This is a genomic window from Acinetobacter towneri (assembly GCF_017498585.1).
Classification (GTDB): Bacteria; Pseudomonadota; Gammaproteobacteria; order Pseudomonadales; family Moraxellaceae; genus Acinetobacter; species Acinetobacter towneri.
Map to the genome: position 1 here is coordinate 430,775 of NZ_CP071766.1, position 20,608 is coordinate 451,382.

The 20,608-nt window shown below is 42.5% G+C and carries 19 protein-coding genes; 10 read left to right on the forward strand and 9 right to left on the reverse strand.

The window, feature by feature from the left end; genetic code table 11:
• The first annotated feature begins 135 nt into the window (after positions 1 to 135).
• The 5 genes from J4G44_RS02085 to J4G44_RS02105 all read left to right on the forward strand — a co-directional run bounded on the left by J4G44_RS02085 (position 136) and on the right by J4G44_RS02105 (position 5,438).
• The gene (locus J4G44_RS02085) at positions 136 to 675 is read left to right on the forward strand and encodes a DUF924 family protein (protein ID WP_154320169.1); all 540 of its coding nucleotides are present in this window, start codon (positions 136 to 138) and stop codon (positions 673 to 675) included.
• 45 nt (positions 676 to 720) lie between these two features.
• Positions 721 to 1,296 carry a CC0125/CC1285 family lipoprotein gene (locus J4G44_RS02090; RefSeq protein ID WP_104852739.1) on the forward strand — a complete coding sequence of 192 codons (576 nt, stop codon included), beginning with the start codon at positions 721 to 723 and terminating at the stop codon, positions 1,294 to 1,296.
• 18 nt (positions 1,297 to 1,314) lie between these two features.
• Positions 1,315 to 2,643: a DUF445 domain-containing protein gene (locus tag J4G44_RS02095; RefSeq protein ID WP_154320168.1), complete on the forward strand. Its 1,329-nt coding sequence runs from the start codon at positions 1,315 to 1,317 to the stop codon at positions 2,641 to 2,643.
• A gap of 158 nt (positions 2,644 to 2,801) precedes the next feature.
• Entirely contained in the window at positions 2,802 to 3,956 is a 1,155-nt protein-coding gene (locus tag J4G44_RS02100; RefSeq protein ID WP_207973797.1) for a methionine aminotransferase, read from the forward strand.
• 114 nt (positions 3,957 to 4,070) lie between these two features.
• Positions 4,071 to 5,438 (forward strand): MATE family efflux transporter, encoded by a 1,368-nt coding sequence (locus J4G44_RS02105; protein ID WP_207973798.1) that lies wholly within the window; start codon positions 4,071 to 4,073, stop codon positions 5,436 to 5,438.
• 26 nt (positions 5,439 to 5,464) lie between these two features.
• Here J4G44_RS02105 and J4G44_RS02110 read toward each other — a convergent pair whose 3' ends face one another.
• Entirely contained in the window at positions 5,465 to 6,304 is an 840-nt protein-coding gene (locus tag J4G44_RS02110; RefSeq protein ID WP_179990730.1) for an SDR family NAD(P)-dependent oxidoreductase, read from the reverse strand.
• Between the two features lie 213 nt (positions 6,305 to 6,517).
• On the opposite strand from J4G44_RS02110, the gene J4G44_RS02115 reads away from it, so the two are divergent.
• The 3 genes from J4G44_RS02115 to phoR all read left to right on the forward strand — a co-directional run bounded on the left by J4G44_RS02115 (position 6,518) and on the right by phoR (position 9,802).
• Positions 6,518 to 7,237, forward strand: a complete 720-nt coding sequence (locus J4G44_RS02115; protein WP_004974164.1) for a TetR/AcrR family transcriptional regulator — start codon at positions 6,518 to 6,520, stop codon at positions 7,235 to 7,237.
• A gap of 486 nt (positions 7,238 to 7,723) precedes the next feature.
• Positions 7,724 to 8,434: a phosphate regulon transcriptional regulator PhoB gene (phoB, locus tag J4G44_RS02120; protein WP_004974162.1), complete on the forward strand. Its 711-nt coding sequence runs from the start codon at positions 7,724 to 7,726 to the stop codon at positions 8,432 to 8,434.
• 9 nt (positions 8,435 to 8,443) lie between these two features.
• Positions 8,444 to 9,802 carry a phosphate regulon sensor histidine kinase PhoR gene (phoR, locus tag J4G44_RS02125; RefSeq protein ID WP_178867065.1) on the forward strand — a complete coding sequence of 453 codons (1,359 nt, stop codon included), beginning with the start codon at positions 8,444 to 8,446 and terminating at the stop codon, positions 9,800 to 9,802.
• Positions 9,803 to 9,898: 96 nt separating this feature from the next.
• Here the strand turns inward: phoR and asd are convergent, their stop codons facing one another.
• The 3 genes from asd to pncB form a co-directional block, all read right to left on the reverse strand.
• The gene (gene asd / locus J4G44_RS02130) at positions 9,899 to 10,759 is read right to left on the reverse strand and encodes an archaetidylserine decarboxylase (RefSeq protein ID WP_096901498.1); all 861 of its coding nucleotides are present in this window, start codon (positions 10,757 to 10,759) and stop codon (positions 9,899 to 9,901) included.
• Positions 10,756 to 11,598 (reverse strand): sulfurtransferase, encoded by an 843-nt coding sequence (locus tag J4G44_RS02135; RefSeq protein WP_207973799.1) that lies wholly within the window; start codon positions 11,596 to 11,598, stop codon positions 10,756 to 10,758. Before J4G44_RS02135 ends, asd begins: the two co-directional genes overlap by 4 nt.
• Before the next feature lie 163 nt (positions 11,599 to 11,761).
• Positions 11,762 to 12,967: a nicotinate phosphoribosyltransferase gene (gene pncB / locus J4G44_RS02140; protein ID WP_131261228.1), complete on the reverse strand. Its 1,206-nt coding sequence runs from the start codon at positions 12,965 to 12,967 to the stop codon at positions 11,762 to 11,764.
• A 234-nt stretch (positions 12,968 to 13,201) separates the two neighbouring features.
• Between pncB and dtd the strand changes: the two genes are divergently transcribed.
• Positions 13,202 to 13,642, forward strand: a complete 441-nt coding sequence (gene dtd, locus J4G44_RS02145) for a D-aminoacyl-tRNA deacylase (protein WP_207973800.1) — start codon at positions 13,202 to 13,204, stop codon at positions 13,640 to 13,642.
• Between the two features lie 39 nt (positions 13,643 to 13,681).
• On the opposite strand, the gene J4G44_RS02150 is transcribed toward dtd, so the two are convergent.
• The 4 genes from J4G44_RS02150 to serB all read right to left on the reverse strand — a co-directional run bounded on the left by J4G44_RS02150 (position 13,682) and on the right by serB (position 16,907).
• Complete coding sequence (locus tag J4G44_RS02150; RefSeq protein ID WP_207973801.1) at positions 13,682 to 14,194, reverse strand: hypothetical protein; 513 nt, start codon at positions 14,192 to 14,194, stop codon at positions 13,682 to 13,684.
• 66 nt (positions 14,195 to 14,260) lie between these two features.
• A complete protein-coding gene (locus J4G44_RS02155; protein WP_207973802.1) occupies positions 14,261 to 14,740 on the reverse strand; it encodes an SCP-2 sterol transfer family protein in 480 nt (159 codons plus the stop codon).
• Between the two features lie 209 nt (positions 14,741 to 14,949).
• Positions 14,950 to 15,285: a ciprofloxacin tolerance protein AciT gene (gene aciT / locus J4G44_RS02160; RefSeq protein WP_004974137.1), complete on the reverse strand. Its 336-nt coding sequence runs from the start codon at positions 15,283 to 15,285 to the stop codon at positions 14,950 to 14,952.
• A 401-nt stretch (positions 15,286 to 15,686) separates the two neighbouring features.
• Entirely contained in the window at positions 15,687 to 16,907 is a 1,221-nt protein-coding gene (gene serB, locus J4G44_RS02165) for a phosphoserine phosphatase SerB (RefSeq protein ID WP_179997047.1), read from the reverse strand.
• 78 nt (positions 16,908 to 16,985) lie between these two features.
• Here serB and J4G44_RS02170 point away from each other — a divergent pair, with 78 nt between their 5' ends.
• The gene (locus tag J4G44_RS02170; RefSeq protein ID WP_004974135.1) at positions 16,986 to 18,245 is read left to right on the forward strand and encodes a hypothetical protein; all 1,260 of its coding nucleotides are present in this window, start codon (positions 16,986 to 16,988) and stop codon (positions 18,243 to 18,245) included.
• 106 nt (positions 18,246 to 18,351) lie between these two features.
• On the opposite strand, the gene ppk1 is transcribed toward J4G44_RS02170, so the two are convergent.
• A complete protein-coding gene (gene ppk1, locus J4G44_RS02175; RefSeq protein ID WP_131261229.1) occupies positions 18,352 to 20,415 on the reverse strand; it encodes a polyphosphate kinase 1 in 2,064 nt (687 codons plus the stop codon).
• Positions 20,416 to 20,608 lie beyond the last annotated feature (193 nt).

The window sequence follows — 20,608 nt, forward strand, 5'->3', positions numbered from 1 at the left end:
GGCATGCTGACATTTTATAAAGTGGTCAACGTCAATAAATTTTAATTTGGCAATTTTTTATCACAAAGTTGCACTATAAGACATGCTAAATTTGTGATTTTATAATCAAAAGAACAGAGGTAAATAATAAAGCGTATGAATTATCAAGATTTTTTAGATTTTTGGTTTTCTCCTGCTGCAGAACCGAATTGGTTTGTCAAAAGCGCAGAATTTGATGCCCTGCTCGCAGAAAAATTTACCGATGTACTGCAACAAGCGGCACAAGGAGAATTATGGACATGGCGCGAAACACCTGCAGGTCGTTTGGCTGAAATCATTATTTTAGATCAATTATCACGTAATTTATACCGTAATGACCCGCGTGCCTTTGCCCAAGATGGAATGGCCTTGGTGTTGGCACAAGAAATGATTCACTTAAAATTGGATCAGGACTTAAACCCAACCGAACGTCGTTTTCTATATATGCCGTTTATGCACAGTGAATCCAAACGTATTCACGAAGTCGCATTAACGTTGTTTGAAAGTTTGAATGACCCCACCGTGTTGGGCTATGAACTGAAACATAAAGTGATTATTGACCGTTTTGGACGTTATCCACATCGGAATCAGGTGTTGGGACGTCCTTCGAGTGCAGAAGAACTTGAGTTTTTAACCCAACCCAATAGCAGTTTCTAACTGGCGAGCTTGTCTTGGCTGGTTGATGTGTACAGGAGCTTTCACATGAAATATTCCCTACTCGGTCTTGCCCTTGCCAGCAGTTTGCTGTTTACAGGCTGTGCCACGACATCCTCTAAACCTCTCAGCTTTGAGCAGTTGGGGCAATACAGCACCACACCACTGAATGCGCAAACCTATCGGATTAGTTTTTTAGCGGGTCATAACATGAGTTTTGGCACTGCAGAAGAAATTACTTTGGTGAAAGCAGCACAAACCACGCTGCAACACGGTTTTCGCTTTTTTAAAGTTTTAGATGATCCGAGTAACCGTAGCCAGAAACCACCTAGACAAGCCGTGGTTTACCCTGCACCAAGTTACTATCCGTATAGCTATTCGCCGTATGGATATTATCATCGTCGCGCACCATTCTGGCCTGACCCATTCTATGATATGCCGCAAGTGGTGACCCTCGATCCGACTCAAGTGTCTTACACCATTCAGTGTTTTAAAGATCAAAAATCTGCACCTGAAGATGCCTTTGATGCGAGCCTAATTTTACAATCACTGGGGGCAAAATATGGTTTAAGTCCCACAGGACAACCATTACCCCCACCAACCTCTGCCCCTGCCGCGCCCTAATGAGATAAGGATGCCTGCATGAATACAGCGTCTGACCACACTTTAGCGAGCAGCTCGCAGCATAGCTCTCCGAGCCTGCAACGCAGTAAACGCTTTGCCACCATTGCTTTAGTGATTGCCGTGCTGGCATGGCTGGCATTAATGCTAACCGCAAAATTACTGCCTGAATATACGTGGTTGATTCACATTCTAATGCTGTCTGCCGAAGCAGGCGTGGTCGGTGGTCTGGCAGACTGGTATGCGATTACGGTGCTGTTTCGCAATCCTTTTGGCAAAATGCCAATTCCTAAATTCTTACGTGATCACACCGAAATTATTCCACGCAACAAAGACCGTATTGCCGAGTCGATGGGGCGCTTTGTGCAGGAAAACTTTTTATCGCCCCAAGTGGTACAAAAAAGCCTGCATAGCACTGACTTATCCTTAGCCGTGGGTAAATGGTTGGCGAATCCGCAAAATAATGCGCAAGTGACCCAAGTCATTCAGCAAACTGTACCGAAAATTTTTGAATTTGTCGGGCAAGAACAAATTGGGCGCTTTATTCAAAGCAACAGTGTGCAATGGGTTCGCAATACTCAGGTCAACCACTTGGCCAGTGAAATGCTGCGTGCGGTTTTGGAAAATGACTTTCATCAGGATGTGCTGCAACGCGGTTTAGACCTTGCCCATGACTGGATGCTGAAACATCCTGAAAAAAGCCGTGAATTGACCCGTCAATTGTTTAAAGAGCTTGGCGTGTGGAAACTGGCCAAAGGTGCGAGCTGGATTGGAATTGATGTGCAGCAACGCACCATAGATTCTTTACTGCAACGGGTCGAATCTATGTTGGCAGACCCTGAACACCCTTGGCGACAAAAAATTGAAGATGCTGGGCAACAACTGATGTTACAACTGGCAGATAACAACAGCAGTGCCAGTCTACGTCTAAATGACACTAAAAATGCCCTATTAGACAGTCCGCAAGTCTTGAATTTTATTAGTGGTGCAGTGGTGATTCTCTGCAATGCGATTAAGGAAGATTTACAAAAATCTGATTCGGGAATTGCGCAAAACCTGCGTATTGCCATTCAGCAAGTCGGTGAAAATATCATTGCCAATACCGCAGTACGTCAATTACTGAATGAAAAAATGAGTACGATTGCGGTGAACTTGTCAGATCAATATAGTGAAAAAGTGATTCGCTTTATTAGTGAGCGCATTCATGAATGGGACTCGCGCGAAATGATTGGCAAAATTGAAAACGAAGTCGGTGGTGATTTACACATGATTCGGGTCAATGGTGTAGTGGTAGGTGCATTTATTGGTCTGGGATTGGGGATTATTCGGGCATTGGTGGAGTTGATTTGAGATGAAATTTTTTTGATAAGTCGATCTTGAGGTGTTCAATCAAAAATAACGCCTCGAACGATCTATTCAAGCCACATCATCACCCTTTACCCCATTTGCATTCCCCCCTGAAAACGCTACGATGTAAAATAAGCTGCTGCCACAACCAGAACCCCACTATGCTCGATATTCACGCGAAACTGCCTGCTCAAGGTCTGAGTATTTTTAGTACCATGTCTAACTTGGCACAACAACTGAATGCCTTAAATTTATCGCAGGGTTTTCCCGACTTTCCCCCACCTGCAGCATTACTGGATGCTTTAAGCCAAGCCACACACGCAGGCTTCAATCAATATCCTTCGGGCGATGGTTACTTGCCACTACGCGAACAACTGGCACAGCAGTTTTTACAACGTGATCAGCTAACACTTGACCCGATGAGTGAAATTACCATCACACCTGGGGCAACACTGGCTATTTTTAGCATTATGCAAACCGTGCTGCAGGCAGGCGATGAAGTCATTCTTTTTGATCCAAGTTATGACAGTTATGCACCCTGTGTAAAATTGTTGGGTGCAAAAGCTATTCATATTCCAATGCAAGCTCCACATTTTCAGGTGGACTGGAATATGGTCAAAGATGTGATTCATGCCAAAACCCGCATGATCATCATCAACACACCACATAACCCCACAGGCACAGTATGGTCAGCGCAAGATTGGCAGCATTTAATTGATGTTATTCAGGAACATAATATTGTGGTGCTGTCCGATGAAGTCTATGAACATTTGGTCTTTGATGCGCATCAACACCGCTCTGCACTGTCTTTTCCTGAGCTTAGGGAACGCAGTTTTGTCGTGGGTTCCTTTGGTAAAACTTTTCATGTCACAGGCTGGAAAACAGGCTACTGTGCGGCTGCACCTGCCTTAATGCAGCTCTTTCGCCAAGCCTATCAATTTATTAATTTCTGCGGAGTTAGCGCTGTGCAAGTGGCTTTGGCAAATTATATGCAGCAGCACCCTGAACATATTGCAGAACTGGCAAAGTTTTATCAGGACAAACGTGATTTGTTTAATCAAGGCATTGCCAATTCACGCTTTCAATTCAGCCCTGCACAAGGCACTTATTTTCAAAATTTAGATTACAGCAATATCCGTCCCAGCTTAAATGCTGTCGATATGTGCCATTTTCTAGCCGAGCAGCACGGCATTGTCGGTATTCCTGTGTCTGCATTTTATCAAACCCCACCCGATGATTTACGTTTAATCCGTTTCTGCTTTGCTAAAAAAACCGAAACCCTGTTGCGTGCAGGTGAAATTTTATCGGCAATTTAAGCGATGAAGCTCCACTGAAATGTCACTGAGTTACTGAAAAGCTAAGGCTTTTTATGACCAAATCATGCTAGGGTGAAATTTCAAACAACCGCATATTGAAGCGCAGGATTTGGCATGGCAAGACCTCAGGCACTGGTCGATCACCCTCAGCTTTGGAAAACCTTTTTGGTGTTTCTATTGCCACTGATTGCCACCAATATTTTGCAAAATCTTTCGGGCACCATTAACACGATTTTTGTCGGGCAAATGCTCGGTGTGGAAGCCATTGCTGCGGTGTCGGTATTTTTTCCCATTATTTTTTGCCTGATGGCCTTTGTGATTGGGCTTTCGGCAGGATCGACCGTGTTGGTCGGGCAAGCGTGGGGCGCACAAAATGTCGAAAAAGTGCGTTGTATTGTCGGTTCGACTTTATTTATGACCCTAATTGGCGGCAGTTTCATTGCCTGTTTGGGGGTGATTTTTGCCGAACAAATTTTAATATTATTAGGCACAGACCCTAAAGTGATGCATCTATCCCTGCCGTATGTGCAATGGATGTTGGCAGGCAGCCCACTGCTGTTTGTTTATATTATTTATACCTCTATTTTACGTGGAGTGGGCGATAGCCTTACGCCACTCATTGCCCTGAGTTTGACTAGTTTAATGGGATTGGTGATTACCCCCATCCTGATTGCAGGTTATTTTGGCTTTCCTCGCTTGGGCATTATTGCCCCTGCAATTGCCACCATTCTGGGCTATCTGGCTGTTTTAATTTTTTTGGTGATTTACCTGAATAAAAAGAATCATCCCTTAAAAATGGATGTGCATCTACTACGTCAAATTCGGCATCAACCCAATTTAAGCAAGGTGATTTTACGCTTAGGGATTCCCACAGGCTTACAAATGGTCACTACCTCTATGGCAGGTTTGGTGATTGTCGGTTTGGTCAACCGGCATGGTGCTGAGGCCACTGCCGCCTATGGCGCAGTTAATCAGGTGTTGAACTATATTCAATTTCCTGCGCTATCTATTGCAATTGCCGCTTCAATTTTTGCTGCACAAGCCATTGGTGCAGGCAAAGCCGAATTACTGGCTAAAGTGACCCGTACAGCCTTAGGCATGAATTTGCTGATTACAGGTATTTTAGTCACCTTGGGTTATTTATTTTCTAAATATCTGATGGCGTTGTTTATTACCGATCCGGCGGTGGTGGTACTGGGTCAGCAGCTCTTATTTATTGTGTTATGGGCCATTTTATTTTTTAGTGCCAGTGCAATTTTTGCCTCCATTATGCGCGCCAGTGGCACGGTCAATGTTCCAATGATCATCAATATTTTAGCGATTGTTTTAATTGAAGTACCGTGTGCTTATTTCTTCAGTCAGTGGTGGGGTTTGCAAGGAATTTGGTATGCCTATGCCTTGGCATTTGTGAGTCTGTGCATCGGTCAAGGTGCGTATTATCAATTTGTCTGGAAGAAAAAAACCATTCAGGTTTTGGTCTGAATGGTCTGTTATATTTGTAAGTTAGATTAACCGCGTTTCTTGCCCAACTTAGTCGCCCATGCGGTAACTTTCTGATAACCCGTTGGAACAATACGCTGGATTAAATCCAAAGTTTTGGCATCATTACCAATCAATAAACGGCGCTTGTCTTTTTGTACCGCTCCTAAAATTTGGCGCGCCGCTTCTTCAGGCGGGCAACGCAATAATTTATTAAAAGCACGTGCCGATTTTTCAGGATTCATGCCCAAAGTGCGCATGCTGTCGTTCATTTTAGCATTGTTGGCAATATTGGTACGAATCCCGCCTGGATGCACGCTCAACGCACTCACACCACAATTTTCCAAATCCAATTCCTGACGCAAAGACTCGGTAAAACCGCGCACCGCAAATTTGGTTGCGTTATAAGCCGACTGCGTTGGCTGTGCAGTTAAACCAAATAAACTGGAAATGTTAATGATATGACCATCTCCCGTTTGTTTGATTAAAGGCAAAAATTCTTTGGTGCCATAGACCACACCCCAGAAATTAATACCAACAATCCACTCCAACTCTTCGTAACTTGCACCTTCTACGGTAGAACCCAACGCCACGCCTGCATTATTAAAAATCATATTGACCGAGCCGTGGTCTCGCACAGTTTCAGCTGCCCATTCGCGCATTTGTTCTAATTTAGAAACATCCACCTTTTTAATGGTCACGCGCACATTACTGTCTTTGAGCAAATCCACTGTTTGCGCCAAACCTTGTTCATTCACATCACTGAGCGATAAATGACAGCCTTGCTTCGCCAATAGAACAGCCAATTGCTGCCCAATACCCGAGCCTGCGCCTGTAATTGCGGCAACTTTATTTTTAAAATTTTTCATGTGATTTCCTTGAGTATGTGGCGTGCACAGTTCAGACCTGCTTGTTGTTTTGTAGGGCTGTGCGATGCGCTGTGGTTTAAATATAATTTTGACAATAAGTATTGTCAATATAAGCCAGTACGAATATCGCAAATGAATCTGAAAACATAGGTTTAACAGATAATTATTGCTAGTATAAAGCCTAATTACGGTTCTTATTTGGCTTAACTGAACATGACAGAACAACTGCCCGTGACTGCAGAAACAGAAAAAACCACCCAGAAACAACAAAAAGAACGTCAGTTTAAAGGCTTGTCTTTAACTGAGCGCAAACAGGCGCGTCGTGAAAAACTGATTGAGGCAGGTATTCAAGCCTATGGCACGCATGGTTTTTTTGCCGTGACCGTAAAAGATATTTGTACCGAAGCCAAACTAACCGAGCGCTATTTCTACGAATCCTTTAAAAAAAGCGAAGAACTGTTTCAGACCATTTTTTTAAAATTGATTGATGAATTACAGCAAAATGTCATGCAAGCCATTATGCAAGCCTCGGCTGATCCTAAAAAAATGATTGATGCAGGACTGACTGCTTTACTGACCACGCTAAAAAATAACCCGCAAATGGCACGTATTATTTATATTGATGCCATGCTGGTGCAAGAACTACATAACCAAGCCACCATTCACGAAACTATGTCGCGTTTTGACCGCATGATTCAGGCCTTTGTCATGCTGATGATGCCGCATTTAGACCGCCCCAACCGAGAAATTTCACTGGTAGCGACAGGCTTAAATGGTTATGTCACCCAAATTGCGATTCGCTGGGTGATGAGCGATTTCAAACAATCCATGGAAGATGTCTTGTCTTCTTGCCGTATTGTATTTTTATCGTTATTACAGACCTTTTCGGAAAAAGAGCAAGCTTTTGTGAAAGATTCTTCGACATTGTCATAAAATCGAAAAATATTCATAATATTTTTCAAATTCAGAGGGGTCTGCTGACATTTCATAAATGGCTTGCGCTGTAGGCTAAAACTGAGCAGATCAGGCAGGGAATAGTGGGTCTATTGCCAAGTTTCATAACGCAATCTGAGAAAGTTTTAGCTACAGTCCTTCGGAACGAGCATATTTTTTTGCCGCTATTGCGTTATGAGTCAGTCACTTAGAATAACTAAATTTCCTGCCTCATGCCTTATATCAGCTAAAAAATCTTGCGAGATATATCTCTCACGTCGCAAACATAGACGAAGTGTCAGCAGACCCTATTTACTTTGACTGAATCTGTTCAGTTTTTTCATCAAATCGACACTATTTTGTCACAAATTATTGCAAAAATAGCCCATTCAACCCTTTCTGCAATGATACTGTCATAATTAATCTTTGTAATAAGCCTGTCATAAATAAAACGGTCCACCGTTAACATCTATAGGATATTGCGTTGTGAAAGATGACTACATTTTAATCGTCGATGACGAACTTCCAATTCGGGAGATGATCCATACCTCTTTAGATATGGCAGGCTTTCAGTGCTTACAAGCAGAAGATGCAAAACAAGCTCATCAGATGATTGTCGATCAACGTCCAGCGCTTATCTTGCTTGATTGGATGATGCCAGGCGGTGTCAGCGGTGTAGACTTGTGCCGTCGCCTAAAACGCGATGACAACCTTGCTGAAATTCCTGTGATTATGCTCACTGCACGTGGCGAAGAAGATCACAAAGTTCAAGGTTTAGATGCTGGCGCGGACGACTACATGACTAAGCCGTTCTCGACCCGTGAACTGGTGTCACGTATTAAAGCGGTCTTACGTCGTGCCAATGCCTTAAGCGGTGAAAAAACTATTGATGCCAACGGTTTAATTTTGGACCCAGTCAGCCAGCGTGTCAGTTTTGGTGACAATATTTTAGAAATGGGCCCAACCGAATATCGTCTATTGGCGTTCTTTATGACGCACCCAGAGCGCGCTTACACCCGAGCGCAATTGCTTGATCAAGTCTGGGGCGGCAATGTATATATTGAAGACCGAACTATTGATGTGCATATTCGTCGTTTACGTAAAGTTTTAGAACCGTATGGCGTAGACCGTTTTGTACAAACGGTACGTGGTACAGGCTATCGCTTCTCGACACGTGCGGATGTTGCTTTAGGCTAAAATTATTTTATGTACGAACCTTACCCAGTCCCTGAACTCGCCCGTGACCTCAAACAAGTTCGTTACAGCAGTTTATGGACTTTTGCCAAACAAGATTTTCGTTTATTGGCCTTTTTCCTAATTATTGCAAGCTTGATTGGTTTTGGGATTGGGTATTTTTGGATTTGTATTAGCCTCGCCTTTTTGCTGTTTTTTCTTCAGCAAATGCGCTCCCTCTATTTAGTTAATGATTGGATTTCCAATCGTCCTTATGATGTGCCGCCAAATCTGCATGGTATTTGGGGTGCATTACTGTTCAATGTTTATCGCTCACAACGTCAGGAACGTATCGTTCAGGCCGAAATGGTCGGGTTGATTGATCGCGCCCAGTCTTCATTGGTGGCGTTGGATGAAGCCGTGATGCTGATTGATGAAAATCATCAAATTGAATGGTGGAACCCTGCTGCTGAAAAGCTATTGGGTATTCAGCCTTTAGACCGTGGACGCAACATCCTCACTATTTTGCGCCAACCTAGTTTTATTGAATATTTTAATCATATTGATCAAGCACCTGACGGTTTAAAAATGAAATCTAGCGTGCATGAAGGGCAATATGTGCAAGTCAAAATGACTCAGTTTGGTGGCGATAGCCGTTTGTTATTTGCTTACGACATGACGCGTATGCATAACCTAGAACAAATGCGTAAAGACTTTGTCGATAATATTTCACACGAATTACGCACTCCGCTAACGGTGCTGAGTGGTTATATCGAAACCTTTACCGATCAGGAAGATATTAACCCGCGTTGGAAACGTGCTTTTGAGCAAATGCAGTCACAAACCCGACGCATGAACGCTTTGGTAAATGACCTGCTGCTGCTGTCGCGTCTGGAAAATGAAAAAACCATCGCCAAAAATCAAATTATTGAAATGCCAAGTTTAATGAATCAATTATTTGACGATGCACATGCCTATAACGTCGATTATGGACATACGCTCAACTTAAATATTGACAGTCATTATGATCTGATTGGTTCAGATGTAGAATTGGCCAGTGCCTTTAGCAACCTGATCACCAATGCGATTAAATATACCCCGAAAGGTGGGACGATTACCATTGGCTGGCATGATGATGGCAATCAAGGTTATTTTACTGTGGAAGATACAGGCATCGGGATTGATCCGAAACACTTACCACGCTTAACCGAACGCTTTTATCGTGTAGACAGCGCACGTAGCCGACAAACAGGCGGTACTGGTTTAGGTTTAGCAATTGTGAAGCACGTTTTGATGCAGCATAATGCACACTTAGAAGTCGAATCTAAAGAAAATCAAGGCTCTATATTTAAAGTCGTGTTCCCAAAAGAGCGTTTGTATTACGAAACTTAAGCGCTGGTTGAGCTAAAATAGACAATAAATTACAGATTTAAAAAACAAAAAAACGCCAAATTACTTTGGCGTTTTTTATTTCTTTATTCACATATTTTATTCAGCAGAAACGATATGTCCCAGGGCTTTCCCCATTTCCACTACAGAATTGGCTTTGAATTCAGCATCCCACTGCATTTTATTTTCTTCAAACAAAACAATCGCGGTTGAACCCAAATAAAAACGTCCTAATTCTGCACCTTTTTCAAGGAATAATTGGTGCTGATTCAGCTCCAAACGCCCTGATGGTTTCACTTTGCCTGTCGCCACGGTTTCAATGCCCGCCACAATCATGGCACCCACCAAAACAACCGCCATACGACCCAATTCGGTATCAAACAAACACACCATGCGCTCATTGCGGGCAAATAAACCCGGAATATTTTCGGCTGTGGTTTGATTGACAGAAAACAACTCACCTGGCACATATAAAGTTTCGGTGAGTGTGCCTGCAAAAGGCATGTGTACACGGTGATAATCGCGCGGAGATAAATACACGGTTGCAAATTGACCATTTTTAAATGGTTCAGCCAATTGCGGGTCGGCAATTAAGTTTTCAACAGTAAATTGCTGACCTTTGGCCTGAAAAATTGCCCCATCTTCAATTTTACCCAACTGTGAAATCGCCCCATCTGCAGGCGATACAATGCTGTTCGGATTGCTGTCAATTTCCCGCACACCCTGCTTTAAAGAACGGGTAAAAAATTCATTAAAAGATTTATATTTCAAGGCATTGCTTTGTTCTGCCAAAGACATATCAATGCCGTATTGCGCCTTGAATGCAGTGATCACCGCATTTTTGAGCACAGGATGCTCACTGGCTGCAAGTTTACCCACAACACGTGATAATTGATGTTGTGGCACAACGCGTTGTGCCTGAATGAAAATTTGTTTTTTTAAACGTGATGTGAGGCTCAAGACGGCAACTCTCCAGTAATAACAGGACTGTCAGGGCGATTGCCCCATTCACTCCACGCACCATCATAGGCCTGAATTTTCCAACCCAATAAACGCCCTAAAATGTAGGCCAAACCTGAACGGTGATGTGACTGACAATACACCACTACAGGTTCGTTTAAATTGAATCCGAGTTGTTCCAGACGCTGTCGTGTGCGTTCTAAGGGATGCAATTTTAAATGATTTTCACGATTAAGGGCAGTACTCCATTCAAAATGCAATGCCCCAGGAATGTGACCGCCGCGTCGTGCAGCCAAACGCAGCCCTGTATATTCATCTATGGTGCGGCAATCCCAAAGTTGCACCGACTGGTTTTGGCACTTTTCTAATAGCTCATCATATTGAATTCGATACTGATTTTGCTCGGCAACAGGAACAAGCATGCTGACGGGTGTTAGCGATTCAACCTCAGAAGTAGTTGGAAAACCTGCTGCCAACCATGCGTGAATCCCACCATTTAGTAAACTGGTATTTTCAAAGCCTAAACAGTGTAAATTCCAAATCAGACGCCCTGCCCATGCGCCACCTTCATCGTCATAGGCGACCACATGATGCTCAGGGGAAATACTCAAATACTGAATCAAGTCTTGTAAAGCCTCGGGTTCAGGCAATAAACCCGATGTATCTTCATCCTGACGTAGCAACATGCTCGGTTTGACCTGTAAAGCATGCGGAAGATGCAATTGCTCGTACACCGAATTGCGGCTCAAATCGACAATGCGCAATTTTTCATGCCCTAAAAAGGGAACTAAATCTTCTGCTTCAATCAGCAGTCCAAAATTGAATGGAGAAGTGCTCATTTTTATGCGGTTCAGTCTGTTTGGCAATCAACTTTAACTTAGTATAGGTCATTTTTGATAGCATGCTGTTTTTTTCATAACTTTCGCAGAATTTTAACAATCACATGCTTTAATCTAGAAAAAAACCGAAGATTTTCTTCGGTTTTTTCAATGTGCTCAGGTTTTAAACAGGCGTTTGTATTTCAAAAACTTGGCGTAAATATGCCAAGAAGGTGTCATTATCGGTCATGGTTTTACCCGGACTATCGGACAATTTCGCCACCGACTGACCATTACATTCCACCAATTTCAACACAATATTTAGCGCAGTTTGCCCCATATCATTGGTTAAGTTGGTACCAATCCCAAAACTAACCTGAAAACGGTCTTTAAAATACTGATGCAAGGCCCATGCTTTTTCGACATTTAAGCCATCACTGAAGGTCAGCATTTTAGTTTTACTGTCAATTTTTAGCTTTTTATAATGTGCATAAGCTTTATCGCCCCACACATACGGGTCGCCACTGTCATGTCGCAAGCCATCAAATAACTTGGCAAAATACAAATCAAAGTCACGCAGGAAAGCATCCATCCCGACCACATCAGTCAAGGCAATGCCTAAATCACCCCGATATTCTTGCACCCAAGTTTCTAGTGCGGCTTTTTGGAAGTCACGTAAACGTACATCTAGCGCCTGAAATGCCTGTAAAAACTCATGTGCCATTGTCCCAATTGGGGTAATGCCTAATTCTTTAGCCAACAGTACATTACTAGTACCACGAAACACTTCAGGTACAGCTTGATGAAAAGCCGCAATCACGTGCTTTTGCCATGCAAAACTATAACGGCGGCGCGTACCAAAATCTGAAACCAAAAATGGTGGATCTTCAGGCAGTTGCTGCTGTTGGTAACTTTGAATCAGGGCAATTTTTTGCTGTAAACGGCGCTCACCTTCTGCCCAAACCTCATCATTACGGATGCGCTGAAAATACAGTTCATTGACAATTGCCAGGACAAAAATCTCGAACATCATGGCCTGTACCATCGGGCCTTCTACCCGAATATCCAAACGACCTTGCGCATCAATACTGGCGTGAATAAAACGACGCTTGAGCTGAAATAATTCTAAATAATCGACAAAGTCACTTTTAATAAAGCGTAAATTACGCAAATACTGCAATTCATCTTCTTTAAATTTCAACTGACACAAATGATCAAGCTGCGCATTCAACTCAGCTAAAATATCGCTCAGTGGATACGCGGTATCTTCAAGATTACGGCAGCGGAATTGATACACACTGTGCGTTTGCGGAAATTTATGCAGCACCACCTGTAACATGGTGAATTTATATAAATCAGTATCGAGCAGAGATTGAATAATGGGGGTCATAGGGATCATCATTTCGCGGTACTTCTTGCATTAAAGCATACTTTATTCAGCAAAAAAGGGCTTTTATCGACAATCTTGTTACAACTTTGCTGAAGTGTAGCCTTCCCAAGATATTTTACCTCTCTGCGGGCAGCTACCGTTGTGATGCTTTCGTGATTGATGTTAATGCACGCCAAAGTGCCTAAGTTTGCTACAATCTGCAGCCATCCCCCACACTGAGAAAATTAGTCCCCCATGCGCGCATTATTACAACGAGTTCTTGAAGCCAAAGTCGTGGTCGATGGTGAAATCACTGGCGAGATTCAACAGGGTATTTTGGTGTTTTTGGGCTTAGGCAAAGACGATAATTTTGAGAAAGGCAAAAAGCTGATTGATAAAATTTTGAAATATCGTTTTTTTGATGATGAACAAGGCAAAATGGGTTGGAATGTCAGTCAGGCCAACGGCGGTGTGTTATTGGTTTCACAATTTACCCTCATGGCACAAACCCAAAAAGGTTTACGTCCTGATTTTGGCCCTGCGATGCCGCCAAATGATGCCAAAGCGCTGTATGAACAATTGGTAGACTATGCCAAAAGTCAGTTTGACAAGGTGGAAACAGGCATTTTCGCTGCTGATATGAAAGTGCATTTGGTAAACGATGGGCCTGTGACTTTTTGTTTGGAAGTTGACTAACTAAAAATAGAGCTCTCAAATGAGAGCTCTAAACTTACTTTATAAAGTAGTGATATATTTCGCGCGGTTCATGATATCAACTGGAACATCTTTCACTAACATTACAGTTAAACTTTGTTTAGATTTATTTTGAGCAGTTTGTGATTGAGTTGAATCAAGTACTGCATTTACATCTTTTGGCGAAAGCGTATACATTGCACCTGTTGCAGGATCGATAATAAGCAATCCAATTAAACCGCCAAAAATAATATTAGCGATATACCAGCCGTTCACATTAGCAGTTACTTGAATTTTCTTTGGCTGATATCCATCTTTAGTAAAAGTTACTTCATAACCAGCTGGCTGAAAGAAGCCATTACCGCGTTTTAAAGTAACAGTAGCTGGAGTAGAACCTGTATGGATTTTTTCACCAGCTTTATTTGTAATGCTGATATTTGCTGTATCAGGTACTGATTTAAAAGTTAATGTTTGTGTAGAACCAGAAAAAATACTTGCACAACCTGTAAATGTAAGAGTTGTTGCAATTATTGATGCTGTAAATAGTTTTTTCATAATAATGCCCCCTTTTAAGCGGGTGCATTATTATGAATAATTCAAAATATTTCAATAAGTTTGAATTCATTTACCCGTTTTTTGTTGAATAAACTGGCGTGCCATTTTAATTTTTTCTTTCACAGGTTTTGGCAGTTTAGGTGGAATCAATTTCGCTGCTTGGTTAAACCACACCAATAAGCCAAAATCACCTTCCATTTTAATGCTGCCGTTTTGCATGCCTGTCATAAACGCAGTTGGATCGCCTTTCATTAAGGTTTTTACGCCTTGCTCGCTGTCTGCAAACTGCAAAATAAAATCCGCTTTTTCTGCATCGCCTGCCACAGTGTCAATATGTCCATTGTTGACAATAATTTGACGCGCCATACCCAAGTCTGTGCCAATTTGAATACGGAACTGGCGTTCATGCACCAACTCAATAAATTTTGGACTGGTACGTGCCAGTTGTTTCATACGCAATGCCAAACCTGCCACGAGAAGGTCAAGTGGATCGGTGCTGACATCAACCAAAGGAAGTTTGACCACAGGAATTGCAGAAAGTTTCATGACAGTGAAGCCTATTGTAATTGTTGGATAATGAACAGACTCATCCTATCACAACTCCCGCTTTTTGCTGCAAGGCTTTGTATAACAATCTTTAGGAGGGTGTTAAAATTTTGTCGCTGTTTGGATGGCGCAAACTGCCGTACAGATAAAGCAAAAAAGATGCAAACCAGTTGCATCTTTTTAAAGTTTTTGAATTTAGTCTGTACGATTTAGCGGCTTGAGCACTGCTGCTGATCGTCTTCATAGACTGGGGTATGTTCGATATAGCGACGTTTTGCCAAAGCACGCTCTGCCCGACGGTCTTCTCGTAATAATAATAAAGTCACCAAAGTCATCGCCAAGAAAATTGCCGACAAGTAACTGTAGGTAATTGGCAGTTCAAATACGCTTTGCACACTGTAGCGCACCACTTCCAATAAACCCCAAAACACCATACCTGCCAACATAAAGTTTAACCAGCGACGATAAGGCGAAAAGAAAACAGCAATCAACGCAGCTGCGACGAGGCTTAAGCCTACAATGGTCGCTAAATTCGCTGTTAGCATAAAAACCTCCGTCTAAAGATGCAGCCTCTTTTTGAATTGGTCTGCGACTTCAAATACCGTTTAAATAAATAATGGATGTCGATTTAAATTCTATGTCTGCATTATGCTGCGTTTTCTAGATAAAAAAAGACTTGTATTTTTATAAAGCGACACACCTTGTCGCAATATTATATTGTCATTACATTTTTTAAATTTTGTAGTTTTCGGGAAGCTAAGCTAGCTCTTTATTCGCGTGTCATTACAAAAAAACACCTTATTTTTTTGCCTTAAAAAATATTTTTTTCATTCAATGCTGTTGCGGTTTTTATCGACAGTTTTTGTTTACCGTTCATCGTTATCTGCTGATTATACAAACAAAAAACGCAGCATGACTGCTGCGTTTTTTTCATTGAATTGTCATATTAGGCACGGTTCAAGTCTTTGTCATGCACGCCCAATAAGTACAGCACACCATCTAAGCCCACGCTTGAAATGGCTTGATTGGCGTTTTGACGTACCAACGGTTTAGCACGGAACGCCACACCTAAACCTGCAATAGAAAGCATTGGTAAGTCGTTCGCACCATCACCCACCGCAATGGCTTGTTCCAAAGAAATCCCCATTTTGTCTGCCAGTTCACGTAGCAATAATGCCTTACGCGCACCATCCACAATGTGACCTTTTACTTCGCCTGTAACCATGCCATTTTCCACATCTAGAATGTTGGCATGCACTTCATCAATCCCCAATTTTTCCTGCAGATATTCTGCGAAATATTGGAAACCGCCCGACAAAATAGCGGTGCGATAACCCAAAGATTTCAGGGTTGAAATCAGGCGTTCAGCACCTTCGGTCACGGTCAGACGTTCGGCAATTTTAGGCAACACAGCAGCATCTAAACCTTTGAGCAATGCTACGCGCGCGCGGAAACTTTGCTGAAAATCCAGTTCACCCTGCATGGCACGTTCGGTAATGTCCGCCACCTGATCGCCCACACCTGCCTCAATCGCCAACTCATCAATCACTTCTTGTTCAATGAGCGTTGAGTCCATGTCAAAACACACCAAACGGCGGTTACGACGGTAGGCATTGTCTTCTTGTACCGCGACATCCACACTCAGTTCATTCGACAGGCTTAAACACGCAGCACGCATGGCAACTGCATCTAGCATTTGTCCACTTAATCCAAACTGAATGCAAGCACGTTTAGGTTCATCTTCGGCTACATTAAGCTGTGGGCGACCCGACAAACGGGTTACAGTTTCAATGTTAAAACCTTGGCTAGATACAATATGCGTGACCGCCTGTAAATGTGAGGCATTCAGCTCTGGTGCCAGTGCAGTCACGATATAACGGGTACGACCGCCTTCTCTGACCCATTGCTCATATTCAGTTGCAGAGATTGGTTTAAAACGCACAGTTAAGCCAATATCATGTGCTAAAATCAGAATCTCCTTCATGGCTAAAGCAGTTGCAGTCTGGTCTTCTGATGCAACAACAATACCTAAAGTCAGTTGATTATGAATAACAGCTTGGCCAACATCTAAGATTTGTAAGGAATGAGCGGACAATACCTGCATTAATCGAGTAAACTGATTAGGTTGGTCAGGTCCTAAAAATGATATAAGAATGATTTCTCGCATGAATTGACTCGGGTCTGAGCTACAACTATTGTGAGAATCATAATCTAAATTGAATATAAATGCCTTGGAAGTTTTACCTTGAATGCGCCTAGACAAGGGCTATTTGCTAGCCTATTGATTGTAAGTTTTGCTTTTCACACCTTTTTATTGGTGCTTGCAACAACACACCAATTAAATGAAAACCGCGCCAATCAGGGGCAGTTAATGACCAGCCAACTGGTCACAGACAGCCTTTCTGAGCTGGAACCTGCCAATACAGTATCACTGGCATTATTGGTGAATCGTTATGCCACCAATCCAAGCATTGCTTCTATTCGTATTTTAGATGCGCAAAATCAGGTCTTGGCGACAGGTGGACAGTCACGTACCCGTGAAGGTGAAGTCTTTGTCCGCGATGCAATCATCAATGAAAAGAAAGTCGGCAGCATTGAAATTACCTTAATTCAGCCAAGTATTGGTGAAATTCTGCGTACCCAATGGTTAGCGACACTTTTATCATTATTGGTTCATGGCTTGTTATGGTTGGCTTATCGCGCGATTGCCCGTCCAAGTCGTAGTGAATATTTAGCACGCATTAATAATGAATCTCGCCTTAAACACGAATTACAATTATTGACGCAAGCCCTTGAACAAGAAAAACATCAAACGGCTTTGGCACTTGCGCAGGCACAGCAACAGCCTAAACCTGTGATGTCGCCTAAAGCAAACAAAGCCATTGAGCAAAGCCAAGAGCAAAACAACATTGCGCTGAATATTCAGTTTTATGACCCGAAACAATTATTAGACACGGTCACGCAAAGTGTGTCTGTGCCTTATTTTAGCTTATGTCAGATTTTCCTGAACAAAAGCATTGAACTGTGCGTACAACACTACAAGTTAAACCGTTCCGACATTCAAACAGTACAACCATTCCATGAAGATGGCGCAACACTCAGTATTGCAGCCAATACACCAAATGCAGCAGCCTGTATGGCCATGATTGGCACGGTGTTCCAGTTATTGTCTGAAGTGCTGTATAAGCGTTATCGTGAAGAAAAGCGTTTTGTGTTGCAAACTCGCAGTGGTTTATCAACCGCAGTCGAAGCCATGCAGTTATCTGCAGTGCAGGCAGCAGAGCGTTTGGTGCATCAATTATCTGCTCGTGAAAATGCAGTGCATTTACCGAATGAATTACTAGATGAACTGTCTACGCATTATGAATTAGTGAGTATGCCAAATCCGACCAATGTGCTGATGCGCCATGCCTTTATGGTTAATGGCATGGACAGCCAATCGGCTGAGTTGGCGCAAAGCCTGCGAACTGAAATTCTAAAAGGCAAACATTCAAGAGCTTCTTAAAATAATCCATGAGATGCCTTAAAAGCATAAAAACCTGAGTATGCACACATACTCAGGTTTTTTATACTCACAGATGCTAGATCACATCCATTTACTGCAGCCCAATTTACACATTCAACTGCTTCTGCTCGACCAAATACATTTGCGCATTGTGTACAGCAGCCTGCCCCACCACAGCAGCTTTCTGCCATTCGCCATTGGCTTGTAGCTCCCACGCATTTTGATTGTCATGCAAATAACTCAGCAAGCCATCTTCTACAATACGCTGTTTAATTTTCTCATCCAAAATAGGGAAGCAAGTTTCCACCCGTGAAAATAAGTTGCGCCCCATCCAGTCTGCGCTGGCGCAGTACAATTTTTTTGCACCACCATGCTCAAAATAATACACGCGGGTATGTTCCAAAAAGCGTCCCACAATCGAACGGACATGAATACGCTCAGACATACCTTTCACTTTTGGAATCAAACAACAAATCGAGCGGATAATTAAATCGACCTGTACCCCTGCCTGCGAAGCACGGTACAAAGCCGTAATTAACTCAGGCTCAGTCAATGCATTGACTTTAATGATAATTCGGGCAGCTTTGCCTGCTTGTGCAAACCCGATTTCTTGTTCAATCAGTTTGAGCAATTCACTGTGCAAGGTAAATGGTGCATGCAGCAAGTTTTTTAATTTTGCCGATCTGCCCATGCCTGTGAGTTCCTGAAACACCCGATGCACATCTTCACAAATATCAGGATGTGTGGTCATCAAACCATAGTCGGTGTACATACGTGCATTGCCCGCATGATAGTTGCCTGTACCCAAATGCACATAGCGCACCAACTGATCTTGCTCACGACGCACAATCAAAATCATTTTGGCATGGGTTTTATAGCCGACAATGCCATACACCACCACTGCGCCTGCCTCTTGCAAGACGTTGGCGACCATAATGTTGGATTCTTCATCAAAACGTGCGCGTAGCTCGATCACGGCAGTGACTTCTTTGCCATTACGTGCGGCTTCTGCAAGTACCTGCACAATTTCAGAATCTGGGCCACTACGATACAGCGTTTGCTTAATCGCCAACACATTTGGGTCTTTCGCCGCTTCTTTGAGTAAATTAATCACCGGCTGAAAAGAGTCAAATGGGTGATGTAGCAACACATCCTGCTTTTTCAGAATCTCAAACATCGGTTTTTGCTTCCGAAATATTTTTGGAATCACAGGTGCAAAAGGTGGATATTTCAATTCAGGTCGGTCAAAACTACTGGTCAGACGCGACAGGTTAATCGGCCCGCTAATCCGATATAATTGCTGCTCATCTAAATCAAACTCTCTGAGCAAATAATCAATAATATCTTGCGGGCAATCATCTTCAATTTCTAAACGTACCGCACGCCCAAAACGACGTGACGATAATTCATCTTTTAAGGCAACTGCCAAATCATCGACATCTTCGGCCAAAATCAGGTCGGCATTGCGGGTCACTCGAAACGCATAGCAACCTGTGGCTTTCATGCCTGGGAACAGATCATTGATATGCTGCTGAATAATCGCAGTCAAGAAAATATGTTCAGTCGCACTACCTGCCACTTCTTTTGGCAAATTGATTAAACGTGGCAAAGAGCGTGGCGCAGGCACAATCGCCATTTCAATTTCACGTCCAAAAGCATCTTTGCCTTGTAAACTGACAATAAAGTTCAGACTTTTATTGACCAAACGCGGAAATGGATGCGATGGGTCTAGGCTAATTGGCGTTAAAACAGGCTGTACCTGACGGGCAAAATAATCGGCAATCCACGCTTTATGTTTATCCACAATGTCATGGTATTGAATAAAGTGAATCCCTAAACTTTGCAGCTGCGGCAAAATGGCATAATTTAAAGTGTCGTATTGCTGCTTCACCGCCTGATGCACTTTATCAGACAGTTCTACCAAGACCTGTTCAGTCGGAATGGCATCTGGGGTACGGGTAATGGCATTCAAATCGAGTTGCTTCATTAAACCTGCAACGCGAATTTCAAAAAACTCATCTAAATTACGTGAAAAAATAATTAAAAAATTGAGTCGCTCTAAAATAGGTAACTCTGGGTCTAAAGCTTGCGCCAAGACCCGACGGTTAAACTCAATTAAAGAGAGTTCACGATTAAAATAAGTATCAGATGAATGCTGAAAGTGTTCCATATCTTCTCTATGCTGTTTTTAAGACAGTCTGCTTATTTCGCCTCTGTGCAAGGCATGGTAGGTAGAGATTATGACAATCATGTTACACCCACAATCAATCGCAGAACATTTCGTCAAAATTGGGTATATGTAAAAAATTGATTTTTATTTATTTTATTTTACATTTAATCTATTTTTATAGCAAAAAGGAAGA